The sequence below is a fragment of the Pseudovibrio sp. Tun.PSC04-5.I4 genome (genome assembly GCF_900104145.1).
GTDB lineage: Bacteria > Pseudomonadota > Alphaproteobacteria > Rhizobiales > Stappiaceae > Pseudovibrio.
This window is the reverse complement of the sequence record NZ_FNLB01000001.1, coordinates 142,913-156,001: the sequence shown is the minus strand read 5'-3', so window position 1 is coordinate 156,001 and position 13,089 is coordinate 142,913. Positions and strand designations below refer to the sequence as shown.

General features: G+C 48.9%; 10 protein-coding genes and 3 pseudogenes. 6 read left to right on the top strand and 7 right to left on the bottom strand.

The features are described from left to right. Positions 1 to 50 precede the first annotated feature (50 nt). From BLS62_RS00770 to BLS62_RS31945, 4 genes and pseudogenes are all read left to right on the top strand, one after another. Positions 51 to 395, top strand: a complete 345-nt coding sequence (locus BLS62_RS00770) for a transposase (protein ID WP_159436448.1) — start codon at positions 51 to 53, stop codon at positions 393 to 395. Further along, complete coding sequence (tnpB, locus tag BLS62_RS00765; protein ID WP_093175290.1) at positions 392 to 739, top strand: IS66 family insertion sequence element accessory protein TnpB; 348 nt, start codon at positions 392 to 394, stop codon at positions 737 to 739. Before BLS62_RS00770 ends, tnpB begins: the two co-directional genes overlap by 4 nt. A gap of 63 nt (positions 740 to 802) precedes the next feature. Beyond that, positions 803 to 2,443, top strand: coding sequence for an IS66 family transposase (locus BLS62_RS00760; RefSeq protein WP_093175285.1), 1,641 nt, complete (start codon positions 803 to 805; stop codon positions 2,441 to 2,443). Positions 2,444 to 2,463: 20 nt separating this feature from the next. After that, a pseudogene (locus tag BLS62_RS31945) lies at positions 2,464 to 2,848 on the top strand (transposase); the annotation flags it as partial. Between the two features lie 8 nt (positions 2,849 to 2,856). Here the strand turns inward: BLS62_RS31945 and BLS62_RS00750 are convergent. Then, a complete protein-coding gene (locus BLS62_RS00750) occupies positions 2,857 to 4,956 on the bottom strand; it encodes a nuclease-related domain-containing protein (protein WP_208990627.1) in 2,100 nt (699 codons plus the stop codon). Between the two features lie 264 nt (positions 4,957 to 5,220). Between BLS62_RS00750 and BLS62_RS00745 the strand changes: the two genes are divergently transcribed. Beyond that, on the top strand, positions 5,221 to 6,480 hold the full coding sequence (locus BLS62_RS00745) for an IS256 family transposase (protein WP_093175281.1): 1,260 nt from the start codon (positions 5,221 to 5,223) through the stop codon (positions 6,478 to 6,480). Positions 6,481 to 6,519: 39 nt separating this feature from the next. Then, positions 6,520 to 6,732: pseudogene (locus BLS62_RS00740) on the top strand (type II toxin-antitoxin system RelE/ParE family toxin); the annotation flags it as partial. A gap of 516 nt (positions 6,733 to 7,248) precedes the next feature. On the opposite strand, the pseudogene BLS62_RS31185 reads toward BLS62_RS00740, so the two are convergent. The 6 genes and pseudogenes from BLS62_RS31185 to BLS62_RS00710 all read right to left on the bottom strand — a co-directional run. After that, positions 7,249 to 7,506, bottom strand: a pseudogene (locus BLS62_RS31185) (IS6 family transposase); the annotation flags it as partial. A gap of 472 nt (positions 7,507 to 7,978) precedes the next feature. Then, positions 7,979 to 8,842 carry a sugar phosphate isomerase/epimerase family protein gene (locus BLS62_RS00730; RefSeq protein WP_093175264.1) on the bottom strand — a complete coding sequence of 288 codons (864 nt, stop codon included), beginning with the start codon at positions 8,840 to 8,842 and terminating at the stop codon, positions 7,979 to 7,981. Positions 8,843 to 8,861: 19 nt separating this feature from the next. Then, positions 8,862 to 9,752 carry an NAD(P)-dependent oxidoreductase gene (locus BLS62_RS00725; RefSeq protein ID WP_093175260.1) on the bottom strand — a complete coding sequence of 297 codons (891 nt, stop codon included), beginning with the start codon at positions 9,750 to 9,752 and terminating at the stop codon, positions 8,862 to 8,864. A gap of 167 nt (positions 9,753 to 9,919) precedes the next feature. Next, complete coding sequence (locus tag BLS62_RS00720) at positions 9,920 to 11,197, bottom strand: TRAP transporter large permease (protein WP_093175255.1); 1,278 nt, start codon at positions 11,195 to 11,197, stop codon at positions 9,920 to 9,922. A gap of 127 nt (positions 11,198 to 11,324) precedes the next feature. Next, a complete protein-coding gene (locus tag BLS62_RS00715) occupies positions 11,325 to 11,831 on the bottom strand; it encodes a TRAP transporter small permease (protein WP_159436447.1) in 507 nt (168 codons plus the stop codon). Positions 11,832 to 11,957: 126 nt separating this feature from the next. Next, on the bottom strand, positions 11,958 to 12,953 hold the full coding sequence (locus BLS62_RS00710) for a TRAP transporter substrate-binding protein (protein ID WP_159436446.1): 996 nt from the start codon (positions 12,951 to 12,953) through the stop codon (positions 11,958 to 11,960). Positions 12,954 to 13,089 lie beyond the last annotated feature (136 nt).

Below are 13,089 nucleotides of genomic sequence, written 5' to 3'. Positions count from 1 at the left end.
GGTTTGTTTCTGATAGGGTATTTACCTCCTGAGTTTTATGGAGGATGGCCTTGTCTAAAGTTAAGCAGGTGCGGCGCACGTGGACGCGTGAAGAGAAGCTGTCGATTATCTCTGAGATTGGGGTTGATGGTGCCTCTGTTCTTGATATTTCCCGCCAACACAACATTGATCGTTATCTACTGAAGCGTTGGCTCAAGCATTTTAGCAGTGCTGAAAGTGCCGATATTGAGCGCCAGTCAGTCTTTGTGCCAGTTGTGGTTGCTGCCCCGGATCCTGCTCCAGTACATCCTGTTTGTATTGAAGTTGGTTTGAGCACAGGACGCAGCTTGAGGCTTTCCAGCGATCTGAGCGATACACAGATCCAGCGCTTCATTGTCTTGGTGGAAACGGCATGATTGGGCCGGGAACAGGCGTGCGAGTGTATCTGGCCTGCGGAGTGACCGACATGCGCAAGGGGATTTCTGGCTTAGCCGCACTGGCGGAAACAGAATTGCGTCAGCGCCCGGCAAATGGAGCGGTGTTTGCATTCCGAGGTCGGCGCGGAGATCGGGTCAAACTGCTTTATTGGGATGGTCAGGGCTTTTGCCTTTATTACAAGGTGTTGGAAACCGGCTGTTTTCCCTGGCCATCGCCCGCAGACGGCACGGCCAGACTGACGTCAGCCCAACTTGCGATGCTGTGGGAAGGGATGGACTGGAGACGGCCGAGTTGGGGATCTCCGCCGGCAAGAATGGGGTGAATATCTATTGGTTTCAATAGGATATTTGTGGTGTTGCTGGTGTCATAACGGTAAAATACGTATATGCAAAAGCCGCTTAACTCCCTTCCTAATGATCCTGAACTGCTCAAAGCCATAGTGCTGAGTTTGCAGGGAGAGAACCAGGTTCTGAGCGGCAAAGTGAGCAGCCTTGAAGCCAACGAGACCGCTTTTCTGGATCTGATTTCCCACCTGCGCCTGACACTTACTAAACTTCGAAAACAGCGCTTTGGCTCGTCTTCGGAAAAGATTGACCGCCAGATCGAGCAACTGGAACTGGCGCTGGAACATGCCCAGATGGCTCACCCTTCACAGAGCCCAGAAGAAGACCAGCTACCTGTTCCTGATTTGGTTTCAGACACACCTGAAGCGTCCGTCAAGCCAACCCGTGGCAAGCCTCGGGTGCGCGGCGATGTGGAACGCGAACGCGCTACTCTGGAACCTCAAGGAAACTGCCCAGACTGTGGTGGTGAACTGCGGCTCATTGGGGAAGATGTGTCTGAACTTGTTGAGTTCATCACTGCCAGACTGAAGGTGATTGAAACCGCAAGGCCTAAGAAATCCTGCCGCTCTTGTGAAAAAATCGTGCAAGTGCCAGCCCCCACACGGCCTATTGCCCGTTCCAGTGCCGGAGCCAGCCTGCTTTCTCACATTCTGGTCTCCAAATTCGATGATCAGCTTCCGCTCTACCGGCAGAGCGAGATCCTGGAGAGGCATGGTATTGAAGTGCCACGCTCCACGCTTTCCGACTGGTGTGGGCTCTCCATGAAAACGCTCAATCCTTTATGCGAGCTCATCAAAAGGCAGATCATGACGTCAGATCGACTGCACACCGATGACACGCCGGTCGATGTGCTGGGCCAGCACTTCAAGGCAAGCTCCAGATCGGGAAAAGCGAAAAAGCAGGGGCGGATCTGGACCTATGTCCGCGATGATCGCTCCTTTGGCGGTAAAATCCCACCCATTGCCGCTTACTGGTTCTCAGCGGATCGCAAGGCCGTAAACCCGGCAGAACACCTGAAAGAGTTTTCCGGCATACTGCAGGCCGATGCCTATGCTGGCTACAAACAACTTTTCGAGACAGGCAGAATAAAAGAAGCGGCATGTTGGGCACATTGGCGGCGCGACTTCTATGACATTTTCACTTCCACCAAGTCGGAACTGGCACAGCATGCCCTCCATGAAATTGGCAAGCTTTACGACGTTGAACGCCAGATTAATGGTAAACCGCCGGATCTGCGCCGAGAGGTAAGGCAGAAATATAGTAAGCCCATAGCAGAACACTTCAAAGCCTGGTGCAAAACGCAGCTTGCCCGGATCTCCGGAAAATCAAACCTGGCCAAAGCGATCCGATATGGATTGTCACGCTGGCACGCCTTCACCCTGTTTCTCGAGGACGGTCGGGTCGCCATTGACAACAATGCCGCTGAGCGCGCCATCAAGCCAGTGGTGATGGGCAGGAAAAACTGGATGTTCGCTGGATCCATGGCAGGTGGTGAAACGCTCGCCGATGCCATGACGCTGATTGAGACCGCCAAGTTCAATGGCCTCAACCCGCAAGAGTACCTCACAGACATCCTCGAGCGCATCAACGATCACAAGATCAATCGCTTGCACGAGCTCCTCCCCTGGAACTGGACGTCGCTCTCAAAATCGAAACGTCAAGAGAAAATCTTGGCGCCCTGAGCGGACGCTTACGGTGCAAAACGCAGCTTGCCCGGATCTCCGGAAAATCAAACCTGGCCAAAGCGATCCGATATGGATTGTCACGCTGGCACGCCTTCACCCTGTTTCTCGAGGACGGTCGGGTCGCCATTGACAACAATGCCGCTGAGCGCGCCATCAAGCCAGTGGGTGATGGGCAGGAAAAACTGGATGTTCGCTGGATCCATGGCAGGTGGTGAAACGCTCGCCGATGCCATGACACTGATTGAGACCGCCAAGTTCAATGGCCTCAACCCGCAAGAGTACCTCACAGACATCCTCGAGCGCATCAACGATCACAAGATCAATCGCTTGCACGAGCTCCTCCCCTGGAACTGGACGTCGCTCTCAAAATCGAAACGTCAAGAGAAAATCTTGGCGCCCTGAGCGGACGTTTACAATATCTCGGCGGCCTTGGCCGAATGCACCGCATCCTCCAAGTTTTCCTTCCATGGCCAAGTCAATGCTAGAAGCCCATCGATTGGATTTTTATTTGTCACACTGTCGACCAAAACGTACCACCGGTCACTCTCAGTCTCATATTTATTTTTCAGGCCAATTGAGCGTGCCGCCATCACTGATCTTTCATCGAAGGTCTGCACTACTGCGTATGAAAAGCCACCACTGCCAGTCAATATCGAAAATGCTTTGATAGCTTTCCCTGTCTTCGCAATCTCTTCTCGTAAATCTAAGATATTTTGGGATACTTCTTCTAACGCTGAGCTCGAAAAATCATAAAGATCGATAGCGAGAGAAGAGACTTCCGGCTCGGTATGCTTTAGCTCATTTAGCAGCTCAGTAATTACTGGAATTTTTAATCGCTCAAGAATACCAATAGGACGTTCAGCTTTGACGCCTACGTCAGCACTCATCATAAAATCATCTACAATCATTGCATAATCGCGTTCCAAAACCATGAGATCATAATCAGGTGGTAGAGCAAGTTTTGACCCAATGTGATATCCGAGGTAGTTATGCTCGCTATCCGATAACACGCTCGAAAACACATCTGATCTGCTCTTCAAATAGAAAATAAGTTCAACTGGGTTAGGCAATAACCGTACTATGCAATCTAACATGCCTATGTCCCAGATGACCGGCACACAGTTCTCCTCAGTCTCCTGTAGCATTGATCGGGAAAGTAACGTTGAAGCTGGAAATGTATCGCTCAAAACTACCATCGGGAAAAAACGGGGGAGGTTATGAATTTCTGGCTGCCTACCGTCTTTTGCAACACACTTTGCTCCGGATTTGATTAGCTTAATACACTCAAGTGCTTGTCGGTATGGTGCTTGGATTGCACCGTTAAAATCAGTTCGAAGAGCTTCAGCATCACCAGATCGGGCTTTCTGCGTCACTCGCTTAGACTTAGCCTGAATAACGAGCACAAACTCTCCATAGTTCACGAGCACATCGATTTCGCCACCAAAGCCTCTGCTGTCCCTCTCGATCGTGACATTTTCGAAGACATTATCTGGCCCGAAAACGGCTCGTAAGAGTTCTGTTGTCGTTTCCTCTAGAAACTCACCTCTATGCTTCGAGTGAGTGTTTCTGTACGTTTTGTCGGCCATCATCCAAAAAAATGGGCTTTCATAGAGGCTTTGAAATAGTCTGTACTGACTCGTGATATATAGATGGTCTTCAAGTTCGATAATTGGTGCTATAGAAATGTCATTTACTGCAAAAGGGGTTGTAAATCCCAAATTTGAAGAAGTGATCGGTGTTACAAACTTTTCAAAGAATGCGTCTGCTTTGTTTCCAAATTTCTCTCGGACTTCCGATTTCGCTATGAGTAAGCTGTTCGTAAGATCTCCATTTGAAAATTGATGTCCTTCCTTGCGACGATGTCCTATTAACGTCATCTGTTCATTTATTTTGCTTGCGAGGAATTCTGCAATTTCAATCATAGGGCGGATCGATATTCCGACATGCGACAGAAGCCAGTCCATATCATTCCGATATCGTTGCCTGGTAAATCTCGGAAATTGGTGCAGATAAAAACCCTCTGCTCCGTAATAGATAGCTTCACGCGCAAGCAGACCAATGCTTTCTGGATTACCTAAATCTGCATTAGATGCTGGATCCATAACAGAACTGCAGTCAGTAAGCATCCGGTCATGAAATTCTCGAAATAGCTTATCTGCGCAAGCTGCAAACTTCTCGTTAGGCGTTTGATCCAAATAAGTTTGCTTAGACGGTGATTGAACCATCAACCCAATAAGGAAGAGAAGCTCATTATTGTTGAGCTTTGCTGTTGACCACCGCTGCTCTGGACTATCTGCGACACGTTCCTCTTTAACGTCTATTGTAGTTACCCAATCCCTATAGATTATGTTGGATATTTCATGGAGAGCGCTATTTGAATGAGCCAAACTGCGCAAATCCTCAAAGATCTCTTCAACTGATCTAGGTTTGGGTTGTATCGAACTCTTCGTATCAATCATTACCGTCCAGCCAATTTCTCTTTTCGGGAGGTCAACTGCAGAGTGCACCATGGAAGCAGATTACTCCATAGGTTACTCCGACAATATGATCGGCTCTAGACAAGTAGTGAGTTTCTTTACATGCATACTTACTGCGCCGCACTCGACCAACTTGCGTTTGTAGCGCTAGATTCTATTGTGTTTAAAGCAACGTGAACAGTTGCAAGGTCTGACATGGTCGCGAGCTAACGGTGAATCTTGGTGACGGAGTGAATTGCGGCTTATCATAGCAAGTGATTGAGGCTTGCTTTTGACTCCAGAGGAGCTGATACGCCTATGACAGATGATAGTGTTATCCCGCTTGTGCAGCCAGGGGAATTTCAAGATGCGCTCACGGAAGTTTTGCGTTCGGGTGCACAGCAACTTTTGCGAGCGGCCATTGAGAGTGAAGTCATGAGCGTGCTTTCGCTTTACTCGGACTTAAAATTACCAGATGGCCGTCAGCGGGTGGTCCGGCATGGGCATTTGCCAGAGCGCCAGGTCCAAACTGGGGTTGGGCCTGTCACGGTCAGCAAACCTCGGATCCGGGATCGAGATGAGAATGCAGAAGAGAAAATTCATTACCATTCCAATCTGTTACCTAATTATCTGCGCCGTTCAACCAGTCTTGATGAATTGATCCCAGCGCTCTATTTGCGTGGGGTTTCCACCAATGATGTTCAGCAAGCTTTAAGTGCTTTGTTGGGTGTTGATGCTCCCAACCTTTCGCCGGATGTCATCCGCGGCCTTGTCAAAAGCTGGCGATCTTTATGGGAAGAGTGGAAAACTCGAGACCTGTCAGCGCGCAACTACGTTTATATGTGGGCAGATGGCATCTATCTGAAAGCCCGGGGAGAACGGGAAAGTCGCTGTATTCTGGTGTTGATCGGGGCAACACCGGAAGGCAAGAAAGAGCTGATTGGCTTTGATGATGGCTACCGGGAAGATACTCAGAGCTGGCGGGAACTATTGCTTGCTCTCAAAGCTCGTGGCCTGCAGATCGAACCGAAATTAGCAGTGGGAGATGGTGCTCTGGGTTTCTGGGCGGCATTGCGGGAAGTCTTTGGCACAACAAAAGCTCAACGCTGCTGGGTCCACAAGACAATGAACGTCCTAAGCAAAATGCCTAAATCCTTGCAGGCCAAAGCGAAAAAGGATCTACAGGATATCTGGATGGCGGAAAATCGTGCAGATGCAGAGACGGCTTTTGATCTTTTCATAGAGAAATTTGAGGTTAAATACCCCAAAGCCACGCAATGCCTTGCCAAGGATAGGATCGAACTGTTGGCTTTTTATGACTTTCCTGCTGAGCATTGGGGGCATATCAGAACCACCAATCCAATTGAATCAACCTTTGCAACTGTGCGCCATAGAACAAGGCAAACCAAGAATTGCCTCTCCCGGGATACTGCAATGCCAATGGTCTTCATGCTGATCAAGGCAGCGGAGAAGCGCTGGCAGAAATTGAGAGGCAAAAATCAATTGCCTAAGATAATACAGGGTGTCATCTTCACGAATGGCATCGAGAGTGATGCAAACCAAAATCACGCCGCGTGAAACCCATCACCAACTTTTGCGGTTAGCTCTGCAGAGCGATATCACATCAAACTTGAGCAGACCTTCGAGCTACTTTCTCAGTATCCTGAGCTTGCTCAAGAGAGAGCTGAAATTGTGCCTGCAGTGAGAGTGCATCCTTTCCAGGCTCATATCATTATCTATCGTATTCAGGATGATCGAGGTATTTTGATTATTCGAGTGCGTCATAGTCGTGAAGACTGGATTGAGCATCCCGCAGATGCTGAACATTAACCACCGTTTTTGTACATGTCCATAACGGGCGAAGGTATCTCGAAACTATTGGGTTTTTGGGTTTTATTTTTCCGGATGTACAAAATAATTCATTTATTTTATTTTTGTACATCTATTTTTGTACATGCTGAAACCACAATATATTTAGCAAATACAGTGGGTTAGTTTTCAGTTTCTATTGTCGCATTTTATAGTTTATAATGTTTTTGGACAAACAGGCTGCAAAAATGATTTTTGGCTATGTTCGTGTCTCTACCGAAGAGCAGATTCTAAGAGCAAGCTTTGGTCGATGCTGGCTGCGAAGAGATTCTAGCCGACAAAGGGGTGAGGGGCAATGCTGTTGTTAAGCCCCAACTTGCTCGCCTTCTGGATAAAGCCAGAAAGGGAGATACCATTGTCGTTTGGCGCTTGGATCGTCTTTCACGATCCTTGCAAGACCTCATTTCATTGATGGAAGATCTTCAAACACGCGGCTTGCATCTGCATTCCATCAAGGAGGAAGTTGATACCAGCAGCCTTAACCTTGATGTACGTTTCATCAACTTGCCAACTGTCGTTCCAAGATGGCCGCCGCCAATGCCAACGAAGCCGCTTTTCCATCTCGGGCGCATAGTGCTGAACCCAGCGGTAGATCGTGGTGTGGGCGACATCCATACCGCGCTCCTCAAGCATTGCTTCCAAATCACGATAGCTAATCCCGTAGCGACAATACCACCGAACAGCCCACAGGATGACTTCACCACGATAATGCCGCCATTTGAAGTCACCGCTCATTGGAATACCTCTCGCTTTGCACAAAATTCAGGCATGCGAAGATTATTTGCAACAGGGCCGTTCATTGCACAGGTCCTTGAATTGGATTTGTGGTGAAACCAACATCAAGCATCTAATCGTGATGAACAACCTCTTCAGAAATCACACTTAGCCCGAAAGGCGAGAAATTCATTCCAACGCGCTGGCTGTTCGCGGTGTTTGTGAGTTCCAAAACAAAATCACCCGATGCAACGGACGAGGGCATCGGGTGATAAAGAATATCCTTTTAAGACGCCTCTTGGGAGGTGGTTGCCTTCAAAAAGAATTGCAATAATGTGGGACTGTGCAACCTTTGCTGAGGGCAAACACTTTTTAATGAACTTAGATTGAGAGAGTTAAGTTAGGTAATTTACCTAAATGACGAAGGAAGTACCTAGCTCAACCCTTCTGATGTAGAGAAGGCTACTCTGGTTTTCTGTGAGTTTAATAACTTCTAGGCAAACAGTTCTTTAAACAACCCGATGCACTGGCGGAAGCCATCTTCAAAATTGTTATTGCCCGGGTGGTAAACGCTCTCAAAGGAGATCACACCGTCATAATTGTCCGCGCGCAGAGCATCCGCCATTGGCTTGAACTGGTCTGCAAGCTGACCCTCACCCATTTTCTTCACGGTCAGTGTCGCACGCGGAGTATCGACAAGGACGTCCTTGATATGGATATGGCCAAGATACCCATCTTTTGCCTCAGCATATCCTTCCGGGAATGCGCGCTCATGGCACCAGCAGTTGTTTGCCGGATCCCAGAGAATTTGCAGTGTACCTTTCGCATCCAGGTCGTCGATGAGCTTACGACCGGTGTAATTGGAGTTGATCATGGTGCCGTTACCAGTTTCAACCACCAGTTTAACACCGGCATCCTTAGCAACATCGATTGCAGGAGCGATCAGGGGCAACATTGCGTCCCACGCCCCGTTGGCAACATTCCATCTCTCAGCGCCATTATGGCCCCAAAGAATTTGCTCTTTTTTGGGAGACATGATACGCACCAGCGGGCTGCCAACAACATGCGCCATATCGATAACGCGCTTCAATGCATCCATATGCTTTGTGTGCAGGTCATCGCCCGGTTTATTCGCTCCAGTCATGCCCGCAAAAATGTGCCGGGACAGGCAGGAAACAGGCTTGCCCCGGTCACGCAGCAACGTATCGATTGCAATAATTTCTTCTGCTGTGTGATCACCCACTTCGGTGTCACCAACAAACTGCAGCTCTGCATATTCAAGGCCAAACTCGTCCATTACGTCTACGGTATGGCTTAGATTGCGGCTAACGCCGTCGCAAATTACGCCTAATTTCATTTTCGTTATTCCTGGGTTCTTAGCGATGCAGTTCGGCGCCGATGATTTCTTCGATGACACGGGTACAAACCCAGTTATCGCCATCAGGATATTTGGATTTGCCAGCATGGAAGATCTGCATGGCCGTTGAGGCCGTATGCATCGGCACGCCGAGATCTTTCGCCATATCCAGACAAATCGTCAGGTCCTTATGCATTGTCGCAATGTGGGAGCCAGTCCCCTCAAACTTGCGATCAATGATGTTCTCAAGCGCTGTGTTGGAGACACCGCACCCTGCACCGGACGTGGAGAACACCTTAAAGAGCACATCACCGGAAACACCCGCTTTTGCAGCAAGAGCAGAGGCTTCGAATGTGGCTGAGAAAATGGATCCAATAAGCGATTGCAGGCAGGACTTTACAGTTTGCCCCTCACCTGCGCTGGTTCCTACGCGATGAATGGTCTTGGAAACGGCTTCCATAACCGGCGCATATTCATCCAGAACAGCATCAGCACTTGCTGCCATCATGGTCAGGGCACCGCCCTGTGCCCCCGGAAAACCGCCTGAAACCGGGCTGTCGATCAGGTGTACACCACAGCCTGCCATCGCCTCGCCGATTTCGCGTGCTTCGCTTGGCTTGATGGTTGCGGTGAGAATAACAGCGCCACCTTCAGCCATATTTTCAGCAAGGCCATTTGGACCAAGGATCACCGCTTTCGCCTGATCCCCGTTCATCACCATGACATAGACAGCATCTGCCGCTTTTGCCACATCTGCCAGACTGCCTACTGGTTTGCCGCCCATTTCAACAAAGGCAGCCATACGGGCTTCAGATAAATCCAGACCTGTTGTCTCAAATCCGTTTTTGATCAGGTTCTTGGCAAGACCGCTGCCCATGTCCCCTAATCCGATAACACCTGTACGCTTCATGGTACTTTCCTAAATCTTCCGGCCACACCGGCTAGTTGTATTCAGGCATGCTCCCTATTCGCAAGTGAGGTAGAGCATGCCAATTGCGTGAGGATTTCAAGCACTTATGTGCCGGGCGGGTCCGGAAGACACCTCACTGCCCCTTGTTTTGTTCTGTTCTTTTCGCCTTAAGGGAAGGCGAGGCTTGGCACCCAAAGCACCAATTGTGGGAACAGACAAATAAGGATGAGAACAGCTACGTTTCCAAGCAGGAAAGGAGCTGCACCCATAAAGATGGAACCAATGCCCATACGTGCGATTGCCGCACACACGTTCAAACAGTTCCCGACAGGCGGAGTGCAAGCGCCAACAGCAAGGCCAGACACCAGCACCACCCCAAACTGAACTCCTGACACGCCCGTTGCAGTTGCAGCTGGCAATAAAACGGGAGTGAGAAGCAAAATTGCCGGGCTAACATCAATGAAGGTGCCTGCAATCAGGATCACCAGAGCAATAACAAGCATGAGAGCTGTTGGGCCTAAATCCATACTCACAACATAAGCAGCCAGCATGTCGGGCACGCGTTCCAAAGCCAGCACCCAGATATAGAGCTGAGAAAAAGCAATGATCATCATAATCTTAGCGGAGGTGATAATGGCAACTCGCATGGAAGCAGGAAGCCGCTTCAAGCTACCAACACCAGTTAGAAAGAAACCCAGGATCAGACCATAAAGCACACCAAGACCCGCAGATTCTGTCGGTGTAGCAATACCGAACACAACAGATCCCACGATTAAGATTGGCATGATGATAACAAGTCCTGCGCCTTTTACTTGAGCTACTGCATTTTCAAGCGTCCAGGCAATCGGCTGTGTTGGGTAATCTTTGCGCTTAGAGATGACGTAAACAATGGCAAGCTGAAACACGCCGATCAATAACCCGGGAACCAAGCCGCCAAGGAATAACTGACCAACGGATTCTTGCGCCACAATGGCATAGATAACCATCGGCACACTTGGAGGGATCACCATGCCCATCGTGGAGGAGGCAACCGTAATGCCAGCTGCAAAGCTTGCCGGGTAGCCGCGTTTTTTCATCTCCGGAATGAGAACCGAGCCAATTGAGGCTGTGTCAGATGCCGATGAACCGGAAATGCCGCCAAAGATCATTGAGGCAACCACGTTCACCAGCCCCAGTCCGCCTTTAAACCGTCCTACGAAGAACAGGGACAAGTTGAGCAGACGATCAGTGATGCCACCCGTGTTCATCACAAAGCCCATAAGGATGAATAGTGGCAAAGAGATCAGAGCATAGTTGTTGACGCCAGCAAAGAGCCGCTGTGGCAAAATGCCGATGAGCATAGGTTGCTCAATAAGAAAGTAACTGAGAGCGGATAACCCAAGCGCATACGCAATAGGGACACCCAAGGTCAGCAATAAAAACAAGCTGATGAGAAGCAAAAGCATCAGGAAACCCTTTTATTCCGTCATGACAGTAAGGCTGCCAGCAACCTGTTATTGGTGCGGCGCCAGTGCTCTTTTTGATTTCGGCAAATATGTTTTTCGCCGGTTGGGTCTTTAATCCGGGAGTTTCTTATTCGTCTGGAACCCAAAGCAAATCCACGCTTTCTCGTCTGGAAAGAGTGAGAATTATTTTGATGACGCAGAATAAAACAGCTAACCCGCATCCAACAGGAATAGCGGCCTGAACAATGCCTTGTGGCCAGTCAAACGGTTGCCAAGGAGTGTGTCCTGTCAACTTAATCCAGTTCCATGAGTAGTAGACCATGTAGCCATTGATGATTGCGACCAGAGCCAATTGCAAACTGAACGCAAGACGTTTTGGCCACTCAGACAACATGTCTGCAAAAACAGTAATCGCGATATGTTCTCGCCGAGCCACCCCCACCGCAGCACCTAAGGCCGAGGTGAACAAAAAGGCGATGGTCACGAACTCGTTGCCGCCATAAATCGTATCGTTAAAGCCATATCTGAGCACAACTAGAATACAAACGAGCGCAAAGAACACCATAAACAAACCGACGAGAATCCATTCCAATATGGTCGCCAACCCATTATCTATTTTTTTTAAAAAGCCCATTTTCCCTCCCAGGAAACAGATAGAACGAGCAGTGCGCAGACTTCTCACAGAAGCAGAAGTCTGGACCGAACCAATCTGAAAACCATCGGTTCGATCCGCTCTATTCATCCGTTCATATCTGCCAAATTATGAGCAGGAACGAGCTGCTGCTTTTGCCGCCTTCACATCATCTATTGTGAAGGCACCTTTACCCACGAAGATGTCGTAGACTGGCTGGACGGCGTCCTGAAACCCCTTCAACGCTTCGCCTTCAACGTAGTTCACTTCCAGATATTCAGTCATTTTCTCAATGAGTTCTGCCTCTGACTGACGATACATCTTGTCAGAAAGTGCGAGTGCATCAGTCGCAACTTCATCAAACGTCTTTTGCAAATCTGCCGGCAGTCCATCATACCAAGCCTTGTTTACAATCAACGGATCTGGGCCTGTAGAGTAATTGGTGATGGACATAAATTTCTGGACTTCTTGGACCTTAAAGTCCCAAATGTTTGCAGGTGGATTATCTTGGCCGTCAATTACGCCCATTTTAAACGCCTGATAAGCTTCAGAAAAAGGCATTGCCTGCGGGCTTGCACCCAGAGCTTTTGCGGTCTCGATATATACTTCTTGCTGGGGGACGCGCATCTTCAAACCCTTGATGTCGTCAACTTTTGTAAGTGCCCGCACGTTATTTGTGTGGGCACGGAACCCCTGAGAAATGCCGGTTGCGGGAATGTGGTAGCCATTGGCGGCAGCAGCTCCCTGCACCTTCTTGGTGAAGTCACTCCGGACCAAACATTCCATCTGGTCCCAGTTTTCAACGAGGAATGGCAAAAGGAAGATGTTGTAGTGTGCACTTGCCTCAGCAAACATTCCACCACGTGTACCTTGCAGCAAACCAGTTGTGAGCTGGTCCATCATTTCACGTTCAGTTCCTAGCATACCCGAAAAGTAGTTTTGGACTTCAATACGCCCGTTCGTACGTTGTTCCAACTCCGTTTTAAAGAAGGTCATAGACTTGGATCGAATAGCGCTTTCTGGTTGGTCATTGGCATATTTGAAAGTAAAATCAGCAGCATTTGCGCCAGTCGAAGATACAATTATGCAGGCAAGGCCCGCTAAAAGATTTTTTTTAAGTGACATCGTTTCCTCCCAGGATGAACCCCCTCGCTCATCCGTATAAACTCTCATAAACCAACCTTTCACCAGTTGGGAATACAAACACCTCAACTAAACCAAATTGATGCCTTTTGATGCCTTTGGGATGTTGTTAGGACGT